General features: G+C 70.7%; 12 protein-coding genes. 9 read left to right on the forward strand and 3 right to left on the reverse strand.

Features of this window, described 5'->3' with window-relative positions:
- Nucleotides 1–50: 50 nt before the first annotated feature.
- The 9 genes from MZC64_RS06615 to MZC64_RS06655 all read left to right on the forward strand — a co-directional run bounded on the left by MZC64_RS06615 (nucleotide 51) and on the right by MZC64_RS06655 (nucleotide 11,777).
- Complete coding sequence (locus MZC64_RS06615; RefSeq protein WP_247761007.1) at nucleotides 51–1,082, forward strand: glycosyltransferase family 2 protein; 1,032 nt, start codon at nucleotides 51–53, stop codon at nucleotides 1,080–1,082.
- Entirely contained in the window at nucleotides 1,079–1,462 is a 384-nt protein-coding gene (locus MZC64_RS06620; protein WP_247761008.1) for a GtrA family protein, read from the forward strand. Before MZC64_RS06615 ends, MZC64_RS06620 begins: the two co-directional genes overlap by 4 nt.
- Complete coding sequence (locus tag MZC64_RS06625) at nucleotides 1,459–3,732, forward strand: hypothetical protein (RefSeq protein WP_247761009.1); 2,274 nt, start codon at nucleotides 1,459–1,461, stop codon at nucleotides 3,730–3,732. The genes MZC64_RS06620 and MZC64_RS06625 overlap by 4 nt, the downstream gene beginning before the upstream one ends.
- Nucleotides 3,733–3,752: 20 nt before the next feature.
- Entirely contained in the window at nucleotides 3,753–4,940 is a 1,188-nt protein-coding gene (glf, locus tag MZC64_RS06630; protein ID WP_247761010.1) for a UDP-galactopyranose mutase, read from the forward strand.
- Nucleotides 4,941–4,944: 4 nt separating this feature from the next.
- A complete protein-coding gene (locus MZC64_RS06635; RefSeq protein WP_308300969.1) occupies nucleotides 4,945–6,921 on the forward strand; it encodes a glycosyltransferase in 1,977 nt (658 codons plus the stop codon).
- A 168-nt stretch (nucleotides 6,922–7,089) separates the two neighbouring features.
- On the forward strand, nucleotides 7,090–9,021 hold the full coding sequence (locus tag MZC64_RS06640) for a glycosyltransferase (protein WP_247761011.1): 1,932 nt from the start codon (nucleotides 7,090–7,092) through the stop codon (nucleotides 9,019–9,021).
- Nucleotides 9,018–9,530, forward strand: a complete 513-nt coding sequence (locus tag MZC64_RS06645; RefSeq protein WP_247761012.1) for a phosphatase PAP2 family protein — start codon at nucleotides 9,018–9,020, stop codon at nucleotides 9,528–9,530. The genes MZC64_RS06640 and MZC64_RS06645 overlap by 4 nt, the downstream gene beginning before the upstream one ends.
- The gene (locus tag MZC64_RS06650; RefSeq protein WP_247761013.1) at nucleotides 9,527–10,438 is read left to right on the forward strand and encodes a decaprenyl-phosphate phosphoribosyltransferase; all 912 of its coding nucleotides are present in this window, start codon (nucleotides 9,527–9,529) and stop codon (nucleotides 10,436–10,438) included. The genes MZC64_RS06645 and MZC64_RS06650 overlap by 4 nt, the downstream gene beginning before the upstream one ends.
- Nucleotides 10,439–10,535: 97 nt before the next feature.
- Nucleotides 10,536–11,777, forward strand: coding sequence for an ATP-binding protein (locus tag MZC64_RS06655; RefSeq protein WP_247761014.1), 1,242 nt, complete (start codon nucleotides 10,536–10,538; stop codon nucleotides 11,775–11,777).
- Here MZC64_RS06655 and MZC64_RS06660 read toward each other — a convergent pair.
- The 3 genes from MZC64_RS06660 to MZC64_RS06670 are packed head-to-tail and all read right to left on the reverse strand — an operon-like array spanning nucleotide 11,774 to nucleotide 18,608.
- Nucleotides 11,774–14,683: an arabinosyltransferase domain-containing protein gene (locus MZC64_RS06660; protein ID WP_247761015.1), complete on the reverse strand. Its 2,910-nt coding sequence runs from the start codon at nucleotides 14,681–14,683 to the stop codon at nucleotides 11,774–11,776. The genes MZC64_RS06655 and MZC64_RS06660 overlap by 4 nt on opposite strands.
- Complete coding sequence (locus MZC64_RS06665) at nucleotides 14,680–17,574, reverse strand: arabinosyltransferase domain-containing protein (protein WP_247761016.1); 2,895 nt, start codon at nucleotides 17,572–17,574, stop codon at nucleotides 14,680–14,682. The genes MZC64_RS06660 and MZC64_RS06665 overlap by 4 nt, the downstream gene beginning before the upstream one ends.
- Complete coding sequence (locus MZC64_RS06670; protein ID WP_247761017.1) at nucleotides 17,574–18,608, reverse strand: NAD-dependent epimerase/dehydratase family protein; 1,035 nt, start codon at nucleotides 18,606–18,608, stop codon at nucleotides 17,574–17,576. Before MZC64_RS06670 ends, MZC64_RS06665 begins: the two co-directional genes overlap by 1 nt.
- Nucleotides 18,609–18,613 lie beyond the last annotated feature (5 nt).

Below are 18,613 nucleotides of genomic sequence, written 5' to 3' on the forward strand. Positions count from 1 at the left end.
AGTTCCCCATATCGGTGCAACCTGAAGCCAGCCTGAAGCGTCCCCCGAGCGTGACACAGACCAGAAGTCGGCGCCTGTCCGTCGTGGTGCCCTGCTTCAACGAGGAGCAGGGGCTTGCCCAACTGCACGCCACCCTCCTTGAGGTGTTACCGGCGGTGGCCGATGACTTCGAGGTGTTGCTCGTCGACGACGGCAGCAGCGACGGCACCCTGGCCGAGATGCGCCGGATCAGCGCGCTCAGCCCTCGGTTCCGCTACATCGCGCTGAGCCGCAACTTCGGCAAGGAAGCCGCCATGCTGGCCGGGCTCAGCGAAGCCTCCGGACACGCGGTGGCGATCATGGACGCCGATCTCCAGCACCCGCCGCAGCTGCTCGGCGCGATGCTGGCCAAGCTGGACGAGGGCCACGACCAGGTGGTGGCCCGGCGCACCAGGGACGGCGACGGCCGGGCCCGCACGCTGGTCTCCCGGCTGTACTACCGGATGATCAACAAGATGGTCGAGGTGGACCTCAAGGACGGGGTCGGCGACTTCCGGGTGCTCAGCCACCGCGCGGTGCGCGCGCTGCTCTCCCTCGGCGAGTACAACCGCTTCTCCAAGGGCCTGTTCTCCTGGATCGGCTTCGACACCGCGATCGTCGATTACGACAATGTGCAGCGGCAGCACGGCAGTTCCAAGTGGAGCTTCGGCGCGCTGCTCAACTACGGCATCGACGGCGTGGTCTCGTTCAACAACCGGCCGCTGCGGATCGCCATCTACCTCGGCGTCATGGTCACCGCGCTGGCCTTCCTCTACGCCGGGTACGTGGCCCTGGACGTGATCTTCACCGGGGTGGACGCGCCCGGGTACGCCACGCTGATGGTCGGCATCGCCGGGCTCGGCGGCATCCAGCTGCTCTTCCTCGGCGTGATCGGGGAGTACCTGGGCCGGATCTACTACGAGACCAAACGCCGCCCGCACTTCCTGGTCAAGGAGGCCAGCGAGCCGCAGCCGCCCGCGCTCACCGTGCTGGGCCCCAAGGCCGTCGAGCATTCCGAGGAGCTGCACCAGCGTGCCACCGCGCCCTGGGCGGTCGGCCGGTGATCCCTGGCCGCATCCTGCGTTTCGCGCTGGTCGGCGCGGTCAACACCGGGGTCTACTACGGGCTCTACCTGGCCCTGCACCAGGCGCTGCCGTACCTGGCCGCGCACGTGCTGGCCTTCTGTCTGGCCATGATCGGCTCGTACTTCCTCAACTGCCACTTCACCTTCCGCACCAAGCCGACGCTGAAGAAGTTCCTGCTCTTCCCGCTGTCCAACGCGGCCAACTTCGCCATTACCTCGCTCGGGCTCTACCTGCTGGTCGACCTGGGCGGGCTGAACTCCACCATCGCGCCGCTGCTGGTCGCGGTGCTGGCGATCCCGGTCACCTTCGTCGTGTCCCAGCTTGTGCTGGTGGGTAAGGAAAAGGCAGCGGCTCGGTGAAAATCTGGCTCAACCGCGCGAGCGTTCCCGTTGGCCTGTGCGTGTTCGTCGCGCTGCTGGCCCAGGTTCCGTTGCTGCACAACCCGACCTTCTACTTCACCGACGACAGCGCGGCCCAGTTCCTGCCCATGTGGCACCGGCTGGGCGAGCAGCTGCTGGCCGGGAACTGGCCGCCGCTGCTGGACAACGACGCCTGGATGGGCGGCAACCTGGCCGCCGAGGCGCTCTTCGGCGTGTGGAACCCGGTCAACCTGGCCAACTACCTCCTGGTGGCCGGGCTGGACGACCTCGCGCTGGCCGCCACCGTGGTCAAGACCGAGTTCCTGATGCTGCTCGCGCTCGGCGTCTACCTGCTCTGCCGGGAGTACGGCGCGGCCCGCTGGGCCAGTGCCGCGCTCGCGGTCGCGCTGCCCTTCGGCGGCTTCACCCTCTACTTCCAGGCCAGCACCTGGGTGGCCGGGCTGATGGCCTTCGCCTGGGTGCCCTACGTCTGGTGGTCGGCCCGGCGCACCGCGCGCGGGCAGCTCTACGCGGTGTGGCCGTTCGTCTTCGGCGCGCTGTGCGTGACCAACGGCAATCCCTACGGCGTGCTCGGCGTGTGCGCGGTGCTGCTCGGCCTGCTGCTGGAGTTCTGGCTGCGCAAGGACCGGCGCGCGGTGTACCGGGTGCTGCTGGTCGGCGGCTGCGTGGCCGCGGTGGTGCCACTGGTGTTCCTGCCGCTGCTCGGCGCCTCCACGGTCGGCCTGCGCACCGGCAAGGAGCTGTTCAACCTCGGCCAGCTGGTGCCAGCCGTAACCGACCTGCTCAACCTGAGCATGCCCAGCCACCTGCCCAGCATCCGGACCTTCAACCCCAACGCGTTCCGGATGACCGTGCCGGCCACCTACTTCGCCTGGTTCGTGCTGCCGCTGCTGGCCTGGCTGGACTTCGGCGTGCTCAGGCGCCGCTGGCGGGAGCTGACCGCGGCCTTCGTGGTGGCGGGCGGCTACCTGCTGCTCAGCCTCGGCCCGTCCAACCTGTGGATGTTCCGCTGGCCGCTGCGGCACGTGGAATCGCTGTTCCTGGCCCTGGCCGTGCTCACCGCGGTGCTGCTCAGCGCCGGCCTGCGCACCGACCGGCTGCGGCTGCGGATCCTGGCCACCGGCGGCATCCTGCTGCTCAGCGGCTACCTGGCCTTCGCCGCCTGGCCCAAGATCTCGTTGCGGCACCTGTTCTCGCTGGCCCTGCTCGGCGGGCTGACCGCGCTGGTCGTGCTGGCCGCCCGGCGCGGCGGGCGGTGGACCGGGCGGCTGAGCGCGGCCGTGCTCTGCGGCGGCACCGCGATCGTGCTGCTGCTGCAGACCACCTGGCAGCCGTACAACGCCGATGTGGCCGGGTACAAGTTCCCGCGGTCCACCGAGGCGTTGCACGAGCAGTTCGCCAAGCGCTACCGGGGCACCACCGTGCAGATCGCCGACCGCGGCCTGCCAGGCCCGAACGGGGAGAACCGGGACCTGCTCTTCGGCAACATGTACGCCGCCGCCGGGGTGCCCACGCTGACCGCCTACACCGGCATGGGCTTCAAACCGCTGCACAAGGCGCTGTGCCTGACCTTCTACGGCGGCACCTGCCGCAGGGCCTACCCGGCGCTGTTCCAGCCCACCGAGTCGGGCAGGTCACTCGCAGACCTGCTGCGGGTCGAGACCATCGTGGTCCAGCGCAGCTTGTTCACCACGCCGGAGGTCAAGGCACCCCCGATCCCGGGCGCGAAGATCGAACCCGACCCACTGGCCGGCCTGCCCGAACCGGCATATCCACCCGTCGTCTACCCCGGTTGGCGGGTGGAGGAAAGTAACGATGCGGTCACAGTGCTCCGGCGGGTCCAGCCGCTGGAGTGGTCCGAAGGCCGGTTGAGCCAGGTCGGCGCCGGGGTCCGGATCGAGGCCGACAAGATCGCTGGGCAACGCACTGAGCTGGTGCGTTTCAGCAGATCAGGGCCGCTGGAAAGCAAAGCGGAGCTGACGTTCGCCCGGCTGAACTGGCCGGGGTACAGCGCGACCGTGAACGATCAACCGGTTGCGGTGCGTAATGGCCCGGCAGGCACGGTGGTGGTGGAGCTGCCGGCGGGAGTGCGCTCCGGTGAGCTGCGCCTGCACTGGGACCCACCCGGTTTCAAGATCGGGATTGGTTCGGCGCTGGCCGGTCTGCTGGCCGCATTGGCCCTGTGTGTCGTGCAGTTCCGTAGTCGCCGGCGTACCGCGGGCGACGGCCGATTCGGAGGTTTCAGATGACGTCGGTACCCTGGCTTGCCGTGAGCTTCGCGGGTTACGACCTGATTGTCGTCGGTTCCGGATTCTATGGCCTTACTGTCGCTGAACAGACCGCCAGCAAGCTGAACAAGCGCGTGCTGGTGATCGATCGACGCGACCACATCGGCGGCAACGCCTACTCGGAGGCCGAGCCCGAAACGGGTATTGAGGTGCACAAGTACGGTGCGCACCTCTTCCACACCTCCAACAAGCGCGTCTGGGAGTACGTGAACCAGTTCACTGAGTTCACCGACTACCAGCACCGCGTCTTCGCCATGCACGACGGGCAGGCCTTCCAGTTCCCCATGGGGCTGGGCCTGATCTCCCAGTTCGTCGGCAAGTACCTGACGCCTGAGGAAGCGAAGGCGTGGGTCGCCGAGCAGGCCTCCGAGATCGACTCCAAGGACGCCAAGAACCTGGAGGAGAAGGCGATCTCGCTGATCGGGCGCCCCCTCTACGAGGCGTTCGTGCGGGACTACACCGCGAAGCAGTGGCAGACCGACCCCACCGAGCTGTCCGCCGCGATCATCAGCCGCCTGCCGGTCCGCTACAACTTCAACAACCGGTACTTCAACGACACCTACGAGGGTCTGCCGGTCGAGGGCTACACCGCGTGGCTGGAGAAGATGGCCGCGCACCCGAACATCGAGGTTCGGCTGAGCACGGACTTCTTCGACATCAAGCACGAGATCCCCGAGGGCACCCCGATCGTCTACACCGGGGCGCTGGACCGGTACTTCGACTACTCCGAGGGCTGGCTGGGCTGGCGGACCGTCGACCTGGTGCCGGAGGTGCTGCCGATCGGTGACTTCCAGGGCACGCCGGTGATGAACTACAACGACGCGGACGTTCCCTACACCCGCATCCACGAGTTCCGGCACTTCCACCCGGAGCGCGACTACCCGACGGACAAGACGGTCATCGTCCGCGAGTACTCCCGCGCCGCGGAGAAGGAAGACGAGCCGTACTACCCGATCAACACCGCCGAGGACCGCCAGAAGCTCGAGCGCTACCGCGAGCTGGCGAAGGCCGAGGCGAAGGAGCGCAAGGTGATCTTCGGCGGTCGCCTCGGCACCTACAAGTACCTCGACATGCACATGGCCATCGGGTCGGCGTTGTCGGCGTTCGACAACAAGATCGCCCCTTACTTCACCGAGGGTCGCGCTTTCGACGGCTCCCTGGAGGACTGAGAACGTGACGGAGCAGCAGGTTGGCGGCACCCCAGCCGTCGCAGAACACGCCCAGGACAGCAAGCTCAGCGATGTGACCTCGCAGCGTGTGGCGCCGAAGAACGACGAGGTGCCTGCCAGTCAGATCCTGTGGCGGATCATCCTCCCCCGGGAGGACGACCCGCTGGACGTTCGGCCGCTCTACCTGGACGAGCCGGAAACGGCCGCCAACCGCTGCCTCGTCACCTCGCGCCGGTCGGTGACCGTGCCGGCCTCGGCGAAGGTGTCCTTCTCCACCTACTTCAACGCGCTGCCCGCCTCCTACTGGAAGCGGTGGACCACGGTCAACGAGACCGTGCTGCGCATGACGGTCAAGGGCGCCGGGCGGATCGACGTCTACCGCTCCAAGGCCAACGGCGACATCGTGCACCTGCAGGGCAGGCCGGTGCGCAGCACCAAGGCCGCGACCACGCTGGAGTTCCGGGTCTCCCTGCAGCCGTTCGAGGACGGCGGCTGGATCTGGTTCGACGTCTTCACCGACGACACCGCGCTGGAGATCCGGGACGCGGCCTGGACCACCGAGCAGGAGCTGCCCACCCAGCGCACCGCGGTCGGCATCACCACCATCCGCCCGGCGGACGCGGTGATCGCCCTGCAGGCCCTGGGTGAGGACCCGGCCGTGCTGGACGTGGTCGGCAAGATCGTCGTGGTCGACCAGGGCCCGAACCAGAAGGTCAAGGACACCCCGGGCTACGACAAGGCCGCCAAGGTGCTCGGCGACAAGCTCGAGGTCATCGAGCAGGCCAACCTGGGCGGCTCCGGCGGCTTCGCGCGGGTGTTCTACGAGTTCCTGGAGAACACCAACTGCGAGCAGGTCATGCTGCTCGACGACGACGTGCGCCTTGAACCGGACAGTGTGCTGCGCGCCAACGCGTTCACCCGCGCGCTGATCAACCCGGTGGTCGTCGGCTCGCACATGATGAACCTGCAGGCCCGTACCCGGCTGCACAGCATGGGCGAGGTCGTCGACCTCAAGGAGTGCTTCTGGCGGGCCGCGCCCGGCGCGATGACCGATCACGACTTCGGCACCGACTCGCTGCGCGACACCAAGGAACTGCACGCCCGCATCCACGGCACCTACAACGGCTGGTGGATGTGCTCCTTCCCGAGGCAGATCGTGGAGGAGATCGGCCTGCCGCTCCCGCTGTTCATCAAGTGGGACGACGCCGAGTACTCGCTGCGCGCGCTGGAGCACGGCTACCCGACGGTCAGCCTGCCCGGCTCGGCGATCTGGCACATGCCGTGGACGGACAAGGACGACGCCACCGACTGGACGGCGTACTTCCACGTGCGCAACCGGCTGATCATGGCCGCGCTGCACTCCCCGTACGACGTGCGCGGAACACTGCTCAAGCAGGGCCTCAAGTCCTCGCTGCGGCACCTGTTCTCCATGGAGTACTCCACGGTGATGCTGCACCAGAAGGCCATCGAGGACTTCCTGGCCGGGCCGGACAAGCTGTTCGCGAACCTGCCCACCGCGCTGGGTGAGGTGCGGGAGCTGCGCAAGGGCTACACCGACGCGCAGATCCTGCCCTCGGCCGGTGAGTTCCCCGCCCCGACCTTCGACCCGGTCAAGGCCGAGCGGCTGCTCAAGCCGCCGGTGAACCCGGTCGTGATCGCGGCTCGCGCGGCGCTCTCGCTGGCCCACCACCTGCAGGAGCCCAGCCAGGAAGCGCTGGACCGCCCGCAGATCAACGTGCCCGCCCAGGGCGCGCGCTGGTTCCTGCTCGGCGCGCTGGACAGCGCCACCGTGTCCAACGCCGACGGCAGCGGCGTCGCCTTCCGGCGGCGGGACCCGAAGGTGTTCCGTCAGCTGATGGCCCGCGCGGCGGCCAACCACCGCCGCCTGGTCCAGGAATGGCCGCGGCTCAAGCGCGCCTACCGCAAGGCGCTGCCCGAGCTGACCAGCCGGGACGCCTGGAAGCAGACGTTTCACGGTTAAACCTGATTAGGCCGGAACCACCCGATGGGCTGATCTTGTAAGCCTTGAGGTTTGTCTGAAGTGGACCGATGCCCAAGAGGGGGCGGCGAATTGGCCGCCCCCTCTTGGGTTTTTCTGTGTCGCGTGTGATCTGCACCCACGCCCCCGCTCCCAGACGAGGTCCCCACGATGTCCAGCTCGACCACGGCGCAGTCCGTGAGCCTGCCCCAGCAGCCCGCCGCGCCGCCCGGCACGTTGTTGCAGCGGATCATCCTGCCCAGGCCCGGCGACCCGCTGGACGTGCGCGCGCTCTACCTGGACGAGGACCTGACCAACAAGCGGCGGGCGAAACCGTTGTCCCGCACCGCGTTGCGCATCCCGGAACAGTCCGAGATCTCCTTCGCCACCTACTTCAACGCCTTCCCGGCCAGCTACTGGCGGCGCTGGACCACCCTCGAACAGGTCGAGCTGCACCTGAGCGTGGACGGGGACTGCCGGATCGATCTGTACCGCTCCAAGGCCGACGGCACCCAGATCCACGTCGGCGGCGAAGTCCGCGAGGGCGGCTCGCGTTCGGACCTGAAGTTCGTGCTGGACCTGGCCCCGTTCGAGGACGGCGGCTGGTACTGGTTCGACATCACCACCGAGGAGGAGCACGAGGTCACCCTGCTCGCCGCGGGCTGGCACGCTGGGGTCGAGCCACTGCGGGCGTCCTCGGTGGCCATCGGCATCTGCACCTTCAACCGGCCGGACGACTGCGTGGGCGCGCTGGCCACCATCGGCGCCGACCCGCTGGTGCTGGCCGCGGTGCAGGCGGTCATCGTGGCCGACCAGGGCAACAAGAAAGTCAGCGACGCCAACGGTTTCGAGGTCGCCGCGGCCCGGCTCGGCGAGCGGCTGCGGGTGCACGACCAGCCGAATCTGGGCGGCTCCGGCGGGTTCGCCAGGGTCATGCACGAGGCGGTGCGCGGCACCGACTGCGAGCAGATCCTGTTGATGGACGACGACATCGTGATCGAGCCGGACTCGATCCTGCGCGCGCTGGCCTTCGCCCGCTACGCCGAGCACCCCACCCTGGTCGGCGGGCAGATGCTCAACCTCCAGGCCCGCTCGCACCTGCACTCCATGGGCGAGGTGGTGGACCGGCGCAAGTTCATGTGGCGGGCCGCGCCGAACGTGCGCTACGACCACGACTTCGCCAAGGAGTCCCTGCGCGAGGCGCCGCTGCTGCACCGGCGCATCGACGTGGACTACAACGGCTGGTGGATGTGCCTGATCCCGCGGCAGGTGGTGGAGAAGATCGGGCTGCCGCTGCCGCTGTTCATCAAGTGGGACGACGCGGAGTTCGGGCTGCGCGCCGGTCGCGCCGGCTACCCGACCGCGACCCTGCCCGGGGTGGCGATCTGGCACATGCCGTGGTCGGACAAGGACGACTCCACCGACTGGCAGGCCTACTTCCACCTGCGCAACCGGCTGGTGGCGGCCGCGCTGTACAGCCCGCACCCGCGCGGCGGCGAGCTGGTCCGGCACAGCCTGCGCAGCACGCTCAAGCACCTGCTGTCCCTGGAGTACTCCACGGTGGCCTTGCAGGACATGGCCATCCGGGACTTTCTGGACGGGCCGAAGTCGTTGTTCCGCAAGCTGCCCACCGCGCTCGGCGAGATCCGCGAGCAGCGCGGCGAGTACGACGACGGGCGGGTGCTGCCCTCGGCCCGGCGGCTGCCACTGCCCTCGATGGACGCGGTGAAGGCCGAACGGTTCCTGCGCCCGCCGGGCACCCCGCTCACCATCGCCCGCACCGTGCTGTCCGCGATCGTGCGCAACGTGCTGCCCACCAACACCAAGCACCTGCTGCGCCCGCAGCTCAACATCCCGGCCCAGGACGCCCGCTGGTTCCTGCTGGCCCGGCTGGACGGCGCGACCGTGGCCACCGCGGACGGGCGCGGGGTGGCCTTCCGCAAGCGCGATCCGCGGATCTTCTGGCGACTGCTCAGCCGCGCGCTGGGCAACCACCTGCGGCTGCTGCGCGAGTTCCCGCGCAGTCGCAAGGACTTCCGCCGCGCCCTGCCCGACCTGACCGCGCACGAGGCGTGGCAACGGGCCTTCGGTGACGACCGATGAAGCTGGAACGCCTTGCCGTGCAAGGCATCCAGCGCGCACTCTCGGACCAGCGGGCGATCACCGCGGCCAAGGTGCTCTCCGGGTTCGGCGAGCACGCCGCGGGCTGGCTGGCCCTCGGCGCGGCGGGCGCGGCCCTGGATCGCCGCCGCCGTCCACAGTGGATCGTGGCCACCGCGGGCGTGGCGCTGGCGCACGCGGCCTCGATCGCGGTGAAGCGGGCGGTGCGCAGGCCGCGCCCGGACCACCCGGAGATCGAGGTCCGCACCGGCACTCCCAGCCAGCTCAGCTTCCCCTCCGCGCACGCCACCAGCAGCACCGCCGCCGCGGTGCTGCTCGGCGGCCTGGCAGGCAGGCAGGCCACACCTGTGCTGCTCTCCGCGGTGGTGCCGCCGATGGCGCTGAGCCGGCTGGTGCTCGGCGTGCACTACCCCAGCGACGTGCTGGCCGGGGCCGCCCTGGGCGCCGCGGTCGGCGCTGGCGTGCGCTCGGCCATGGGTCTGCTCCGGTGACCGCCTCGGCGATCGCCCCGGCCCCCAGCCTGGGTTTCGGCGTCCAGCTCCGCGGCCTGGCCCGCGCGCTGCGACCACGCCAGTGGGTGAAGAACGTGCTGGTCCTGGCCGCCCCGTTCGCCAGCGGCACGGTCGGCGACCCCAGGGTGCTGGCCGCCGCGGGCATCGCCTTCGCCGCCTTCTGCCTGGCAGGCTCGGCCATCTACCTGGTCAACGATGTCCAGGACGTCGAGGCCGACCGCGCGCACCCGGTGAAGTGCCGCCGCCCGATCGCGGCCGGCATCGTGCCGCCCCGCCTGGCCCTGGCCCTGGCCGCGGTGCTGCTGACCGCTGCCCTGGCCACCTCCACCGTTGCCTCACTGGATCTCACCGCGGTGGTCGCGGTCTACCTGGCCGTGCAGGTCGGCTACTGCCTGGCGCTCAAACACCAGCCGGTGATCGACCTGTGCATCGTGGCCTCCGGCTTCCTGCTGCGCGCCATCGCCGGTGGCGCGGCCGCGGGCATCCTGCTGTCCCAGTGGTTCCTGCTGGCCGCGGCCTTCGGCTCGCTGTTCATGGTGGCGGGCAAGCGCTACGCCGAACTGCGCTACGCCGAACGCACCGGCGCCCGCATCCGCCGCAGCCTGGACCGCTACTCCTCGTCCTACCTGCGCTTCGTGTGGGGCAGCTCGGCCACCGTCCTGATCATGACCTACGGCCTGTGGGCCTTCGAGATCCGCGAACGCTCGCACTCGGTCTGGGCCGTGCTGTCCATGATCCCGTTTGTGATGGCGGTCCTGCGCTACGCCGTGGACGTGGACAGCGCCAACGCCGGCGCCCCCGAACACCTGATCCTCTCCGACCGCCCCCTGCAGGCCCTCGGCCTGTGCTGGCTGGCCACCCTCTCGGTCGCGGTCTACCTGAGCTGACCGCGGACGAAAGCAGTACTCAGAGGCGTGTGAGACCGGTGCCCATGAGTGCATCAAAGTGGTATTGATCAATGTGTGAAAGTGGTACTGTGTTGCTATGGCGGAGTATCTGGCTCGTCTCTGTGATCAGCTCATCGCCGAGCTGGTAGCCGAGTTCCCCGCCCTGCTGGTGCTAGGCCCTCGCGGTGTCGGCAAGACGACCAGTGCCGCCGAGCACGCGAAGACGATCATCCGGCTGGACCAGCCTGCCGAGGCGACCGCGCTGGCGGCCGATCCCGATGTGGTGCTGCGTGGCCTGCCCGAGCCGGTGTTGCTCGACGAGTGGCAGCTGGTGCCGTCCGTGCTGAGCGCGGTCAAACGGGCGGTGGACACCGAGCGCAGGCCCGGCCGGTTCATCATCACCGGCTCGGTGCACGCCGATCTGGAACAGCCGACTTGGCCAGGCACCGGCCGCCTGCTGCGGGTGGACATGTCCGGCCTCACCGTCGGGGAGCTGATCGGCGCCGACCTGAGCAGGCCCCCGTTCATCGACCGCGTCCTCGCCGAGGGCAGGGCCGGGCTCCGCGCCCCGGCCTATCGGGCCGACCTGCGGGCCTACCTGAAGCTGGCGCTGCAGGGCGGGTTCCCCGAGGCCGCGCTGCACCTGAGCGAACGCGGCCGCCGCCGTTGGGCGCACAGCTACCTGGACCAGCTCTTCACCAGGGACCTGGCCCAGGTCGACGTGCTGCGCGATCCGGACCGGCTGCACCGGTACTTCGAGGCGTACGCGCTGAACACCGCCGGACTGGCCACCGAACAGACCCTGCTGGACACCGCCGGAGTGAACCGGAAGACCGGCGAGGCGTACGAACGGTTGCTGACCAACCTGTTCGTGGTGGCGGCCGTGCCCGCTTGGCACTCCAACCGGCTGAAGCGGCTGGTCCGTGGTCCCAAGCGGTACGTGCTCGACCCCGGCCTGCTCGCCGCCGCGCTGGGCCTGGACGAGGAGGGCCTGCTCCGGGACGGCGACCTGCTCGGCCGCTTCCTGGACACCTTCGTCTTCGCCCAGTTGCGCGCCGAGTTGCCGCTCAGCGAGCACGCCCCGAGGATCTACCACCTGCGGGACCAGGGCGGCAGGCACGAGGTGGACCTGGTCATCGAACTGGGCGGGCACCGGGTGATCGGCATCGAGATCAAGGCGAGCGCCGCGCCGGGCCAGGACTCGGCCAAGCATCTGGAGTGGCTGCGCGACCAGCTCGGCGACAAGTTCGTGCACGGCATCGTCCTGCACACCGGACCGCGCGTCTTCCCGATGGGCGATCGCATCACCGCCGCACCCATCAGCAGCATCTGGACCTAGTTGTTCGCGTACTGCTCCCGCTGCTTCTCCAGCGACGGCACGATCGGCTGCCGCCACCCCCACTCCCACCCGGACAGCAGCCGTTCCCGCAGCTCCAGCCGGTACCCGTGCCCGTCAAACGGGTAGTCGTACCGGATCAGCGCACCCCAGTCATCGCCCATCCGCCTGCTCCGCTCCGGCAGCCCGGCGAACCGGGTCGGCAGTTCCGGGCGGGCCGCGGCGGCCTGGTGCGCGGGCAGGAACGAGCCGCCCTGGGGTTCCTCGCGGGCGATGCCCGGCACGCCGAAGGGCAGGCAGGCGGCGCCGTAGCGTTTGCAGCGGTCGCGGATGCGCGGGACCAGCACGTACTCGGGAGCCTCGGTCAGGCCGTGGCTGACCCTGGCGGCGCGCAGGCAGGGGAAGGCCAGCGAGAGCTGCCAGTCGATCATCACCGGGCGGTCCGGGCCGAGCAGGGCCAGCAGCGGGTGGGCCGAGCGCAGGCGGGGTGCGGTGGTGGCCAGCCAGCCACCGGCGCCGACCGTGCCGTCGCGCAGCTTGACCCGGACCTGGGTGGCCCCCGGCGGTGGGCGCAGGCCGGTCTCGCGCCAGTCGGGGGAGTCCTGCACGTCGGTGACGGTCTGCTCGGCCAGCACTCGGTCCTGGTGTCCGAAGTGGACGGTGGCGGTGTTGCCGCCGTTGAGTTTCCCGGCCAGCTGCACCGAGATGTCCTGACCCGGCCCCAGCTCGGGCAGGGCGTGCCAGGGGGTCAGCACCTCACCGGTGAACCACTCGTGGCCGGGGCCGCCCAGCCGGCCGAAGGTGCCCCACACCGGCTGCTCCTCCGGCGGCGGACTGGGCGCGCCGCCTGGGGAGGGGACGCTGTGCTGCGGGGTCAGCCGCTGGTAGGTCAGGGTGCTGACCTCATCGGCCATCCCGCAGCTCTGACCGGCCACGTGCCGGAAGTTCTCCTTGGCCATCGACCAGGAGTCGCGCAGCCGCCAGGTGGCCAGCGTGAAGGTGCCCACGGTCAGCAGCAGGCTGGTCACCAGGCCCAGCACCAGGATCAGCCGCGGCGCGGGCAGCAGGTCCCGCCAGCACCAGGCCAGCACCAGGCCGATGCCCAGCCACAGCAACGGGTTCGCCAGGATCGAGGGCAGTTTCGGGTCCACCCCGAACTGGGAGTAGCCGTACCAGGTGTTCGGTCCGGCCATGGCCAGCGCGACCAGTGCCGCGCTGCCCGCGGTCAGCGCCAGCCCGCCGCGCCAGGTGTAGCCGGCCAGCCGCAGTGCGGCCGGGAGTTCGGCCAGCACCAGCGCGGTGACCACGGTGGCCAGCGCGGTCAGCGAGCCGAAGTGGTGCGTCCACTTCGACGGCGCCAGCCACAGCAGGCCCAGCCCGGCGGCCAGCGCGATCCCCGGACCGGCCGCCGCGGCCAGTGGCGGCAGGGTGTCGCTGACCCGGTTGCGGATGCGCAGCCGCAGCACCGGCAGCAGCAGGAGCAGACCCAGCGCCAGCAGCACCGGGAACCGCCGGGCGAAGGAGCCCATGCTGCCCTCGTCCAGCAGGAAGAAGTACCGGACGATCTCCTCGTGCCAGGCCAGCGCCGGGCCGATCTCGCCGTGCACCCTGGTCGCCTCCAGCACCGCGCCCAGGCTGGTGTCGGCGAACACCGCAAGCAGCCCGGTGGACGCGCAGGCCAGCACCAGCAGCCCGCCCCGCCGCGCCTTCAGCAACCGGCTCAGCGGCCGGGCCAGTCCCAGGAACGGGGTGAACGCGACCAGCCCGCTGGGGGTGACGGCCGCGCACAGCCCGGCCAGCGCCGCGGCCACGCCGAGCGGGAAGGCCCGGCCGTGCGCCAGCGCGCGCAGCACCAGCGCGAGCACCGAGGCCGAGCCCAGCGCCACCCACGGCTCCGGCCGCACCCCGATGCCATACGGCAGCAGCCAGCACAGCAGCACCGCCGCGGTCAGGATCCGCGGCTGGCGCTCGGTCAGCCGGGGCAGCACGCCGCGACTGAGCACCAGCCAGGTGCCGAACGCGGCCACCAGCGAGGGCAGTCGCAGCCACAGCGGGGCCTGGCTGAGCTGCACCCACGGCGTGAGCAGCTGTTGCAGCAGGCTGAACGGGGCCTCGGTGACGTTGAACCAGTGGTAGTAGTTGCCCACGTACCCGGTGTCCGCCGCGGCCCGCGCCATCGCCGCGTAGAAGCCGTCGTCGTCGGTCATCGGCCCGGCCACCGCCCAGGCGCCGAGCACGATCAGCATGACCCCGTCCAGCCAGCCCGGCCGCCGCGGCAGCCAGCGCCGCCTGCGCCGGGAATCACCGCGCCACAACAGGAACAGGCAGCCGCCGAGCAGCAGCAGCTGGGTGGCCAGCAGCAGGATCTTCAGCAGCGCCGGGCTGCTCTCGAACCGGGCGTCGGTGTGCGCGACCGCGCTCAGGCCACTCGCCGCGGCCGGGTCCAGCGTGGTGGCGAACGCGCTGACCTGCGGTGGGTCCCGGTGTGCGGCGGTCAGCCGGTCGCCGTCGAGTTCCACCACGGTCTCGGTGGTGTTCGCCCTGATCCGCATCACGCAGTCGCCGTCCGGCGCGACACCCTGGTACAGCCCCGTCCCGTCCGAGGTGATCCGCACGTTGCCGGCCCCGGCCAGCACGGTCAAGCCGCGGGCGGCCCCGTGCGCGTCGTCCGGTCGGTGGCTGGCAAAGACCACGGTGTCGGCCTTGGCCGGTCGCAGCGTGGCGCAGGGCAACCGTACGTCCAGGCTCAGCGGCCGGTAGGGCACCAGCAGCGCCAGACTGGACTCCGGCCGGTCCGGATCCTTGGGCCAGCTCAGCACCGGATCATTGACCAGCACCGGGGCGAACGGCAGGAGTAGTCCACACAGGACAGTGCTGAGGGCGAGCGCGAGCGCGGCACGCGAGTTCATCGGGGCGCCTTAGTCGGTGTGGTGCGGCCGGAATAGTCCTTGTTCGCGATGCTGGGCCCGCGCCACCAGCCGGGCCTGGTCACGTACTCGACGCGCACCGCGTGGCCGTCGAGCCGGTAGTCGTAGGCCACGTCCACGAACCGCCCCCACGGCCGCCCTGGCAGGTGGGTGGACACGCCGCGGTACTTCGCCACGGCGAGCAGGTTCGCGTACGCCCCGCCCCAGAGCGGATCGCGGGTGATCGCGGCCATCTCGGTGTAGTCCTCGTCGGTCAACAGGATCCGGGCCGGCGGCTCGGCCAGTCCGGCGGCCAGCACCGGCGGCCGGGCGCAGGGCAGCGCGAAGGAGATCGGCCAGTCCACCAGGGTCGGCCCGTCCCCGGGTCCGGTGTCGGCGGCCAGCGGGTGGGTGTGCTCCCGGCCGGGCGTGGACACCGCGAGCCAGCCGCCGCGGCCAATGCTGTTGTCCACAGCCGAGATCCGCACCCGGGCGATGCCGGACTCGGTGGCGGTGCCCAGGACGAAGTCCCGCCACTCCGGGCTGTCCAGCTCATCGTCCAGGGACCGCGAAACCGGGGCCGCGCCGGGCAGTTCGACCTCGGCCCGCAGTGCGTTGGCTCTGCCGGTCAGCCCGGCCGCCGAGACCACCAGCACGTCACCCGGGGCGACGGTGGTGGTGTGCCAGCCGGTGTTCAGTGTTCCGGTGCCTCGGTCCAGATCGGCGAAACTGCCCCACACCGGACCGGTCCGCGGCGGTGGCGGGAACTCGCCGGTGTATCCGCGTCCAGGCAGAAACCCCTGCACCGTGGCGGTTTCGGTGGATCGCATCGGCTCCCGGTCGGTGCGCACCCGGATGGCGTCGCCGATCCCGCAGGAACCGCGCAGCGACCAGGGCTCGCGCACCGCGGTGAACCCGAACAACCCGATCAGCAGCAGCACCGCGAACACCATGGAGACCCTGGCCAGTCCGGCGGCAGCCCAGCCGAACACCGCGATCCACCGGCCGCGCTCGTCGTTGAGCGGTCGCCGCCGGGTCATCAGCAACCCGGACAGCAACCCGATCGCCAGCAGTACCAACGGATTGCCCAGCACCCCGCCGAACAGCTCCTGCTGCCGGAACGGCATCCCGCGGTCGGAGTAGGACCACCACCAGTTCGGCCCGTGCCAGGCCACCCCGAGCAGCAGCACCACCAGCAGCAGCGAACCCAGCCGCAGCAGCCAGCCCGCGCGGGCCTCGGCGAAGATCCGTGGCAGGCTGCCGAACGCGCAGGCCAGCGCCAGCGCGCCGAAGACCGCGAGCGCGCCGAAGTGCTGGGTCCACTTCGACGGGGTCAGCGCCAGCACTCCGAAACCCAGCGCCAGCCAGGCATACGGCCAGCACCCGGCTCCGGCCAGCGCGCCACCGCGATGCCGGGTACGCAGCACGGCCACCAGCAGCAGCGCGCCGACGCCGAGCAGCACCGGCACCCGGCGCAGCACGTTGCCCTGCTCGCCGAGTCCGCCCAGCAGCGACTGGTACCGCTGGATTTCCAGGTACCAGGGCGAATGCGCGCCGTACCAGCCGTGCACCGCGGTCGCCTCCAGCAGAGCGCCCAGGCTGACCTCGGCGAACACCAGCGGCAGCGCGATCGATCCGGCCCCGATCAGCAGCGCGCACAAGGTGATCCGCTGGTCGCGCGCGGGCAGGGCACGCAGCACCGCGGGCAGCACCAGCAGCGGCGGCACCAGCGCGAGCAGTCCGCTGGGCGTGATGGTCACCGCGACCCCGGCGACCAGCGCGGCCAGTGCCAGCCAGGCCGGTTCCGCATCGAGCCGGGCGCGCACCGCGGCGTAGGCGGTGACCGCGGTGGCCAGCGCGATCTGCGGTTCCGGCCGCACCCCCAGGTCCAGTGGCAGCCACCAGCACAGGAAGGCCGCGGCGAGCAGCCAGCCCGGCGCGTGCACCGACGGCCGGACGGCCTGGATCCGGCGCAGCACCCCGCACAGCAGCCAGAAGCTGAGCACCCCGGCCAGCACCGCGGGCAACCGCAGCCACAGCGGGTGCAGCGAAATCGCACCCCACTCGGCGTAGAAGCGTTGCAGCGTGCCGAACGGCGCCTCGGGCACGTTGAACCAGTGGTAGTAGTTGCCGACGTAGCCCACGTTGGCCACGTTGCGCGCCATCCACACGTAGAAGCCGTCGTCGGTGGTCATCGGTCCGATCAGCGCCCAGCCCGCGAGCACCCCCGGCACCACCAGGTCGACCACGCCCGGCCGCGGCAGTCTCCGCGGCTGTTTCCGGCGGAAACGCACCAGCAGCAACACCGCGCAGGCCAGCGCCAGCAGGCCGGACAGCGCGAGCAGCAGGTACTTCACCAGCGTCGGACTGGCCTGGAACCGGGCATCGGCGTGCGCGGTCAGCGAGATCCGCCCGGTGGCCAGGGCAGGCGGCAGTTCGGTGACGAACGCGGCCACCTGCGGCACCAGTCCGTCCACCGCGGCGAGTTCCACCCCGTCCCGGCGCACCGAGATCCGCCCGTCCACCGCTGTCACCAGGTACTGGCAGGCGCCACCGCCGACCGGACCGCCGAACACCTCGCGCCCGTTGGCCGCCACCTGCACTCGACCGTCCACAGTGGACACGTACAGGCCGGCGAGCCGCCCGTCCGCGTCAGCCGGCCGGAAGGTGGCGAACACGGTGACCTGGCGTGGTTCCCGCAGCACCGCGCAGGACACGGTCAGCTCCACCCGCAACGGCCGGTACGGCACGAACAGCGCCACCGTGGACTCCGCAGGCCCGCCCGGTTTCGGCCAGCTCACCACCGGATCGGCCACCCGCACCGGCAACAGCGGCAGCACCAGCCCGGTCAGCACCGCGAACGTTGCGAGCAGCAGCGGCCAGCGCCGGGCCATCACCGCATGATCTTCTTGAGCAGGGTCAGCGCGCCCTGCTTCGCCGGCGACCGGTGGTGCGAGGCGTTCGCGCCGGCCAGCGAATCCCGGTTGGCCAGGAACCAGTCGTAGGAGTCGGCGAACATCGCGTCCGTGGAGTACTCGGCCCGCCAGCCCAGATCCCGCTCGGCGGCGGAGGTGTCGAACCACAGCGACTTCGAGTACATGATCCAGTGGTACGGCCCGAACGGGGTCAGCCCGAGCCGGGCCGAGGCCCGCATGCCCAGCGCGGCCGGTCCGACCGGCAGCGAGCGCACCCTGGACCCGGTGCCCGCGTGCGCGCACAGGTTCTCCAGCGCCGCGCGCATGGTGCCGAACTCCCGCGCGCCGATGTTGTAGGTCGCCGGACCGGCCCGTTTCCCAGCCAGCGCACAGGCTTCGGCCAGGTCGTTGGCGTGCACGAACTGGTAGACGTTGGCGCCGCTGCCGAAGACGAACACGTCCGCGCCGTCGGCGATCCAGTCGAAGAGGATGCCGAAGATGCCCAGCCGCCCGTGCCCGAGGATGGTGCGCGGCCGCACGATCGAGACGTCCAGGCCCCGGCTCACCGCGGCCCGGCACAGCAGCTCACCGGCGTGCTTGGCCCGTCCGTACTCCTCCGCCGGGCGCGGCGGGGTGTCCGGGAACACCGGATTCTCCTCCGGCACACCGAAAACCGCGGAGGAGGAGGTGTAGACGACCTTGCGCACCCCGGCGTCGGCGCAGCCGCGCAACAGGGTCTCGGTGCCACCGACGTTGACCGACTCGAACAGCGCGGCATCGCGGGCCAGCGGGACCTGCGCGACGTTGTGGTAGACCACCTCGACGTCCTCGCAGGCGTGCTCCACCGCGTTGGCGTCGCGGATGTCCCCGCGCACGAAGTCCACATCGGAGGGTCGATCGGCGGCGTCGTTGAGGTCGAGCACCCGCACCGCGTCGCCGCGTTCGCGCAGCCTGCGCACCAGCAGCGAGCCGAAGTACCCCGACCCGCCGGTCACCAGGGCGGTCTGTGCCACGGAAG

Source organism: Crossiella sp. S99.2 (assembly GCF_023094165.1).
Taxonomy (GTDB): Bacteria; Actinomycetota; Actinomycetes; order Mycobacteriales; family Pseudonocardiaceae; genus Crossiella.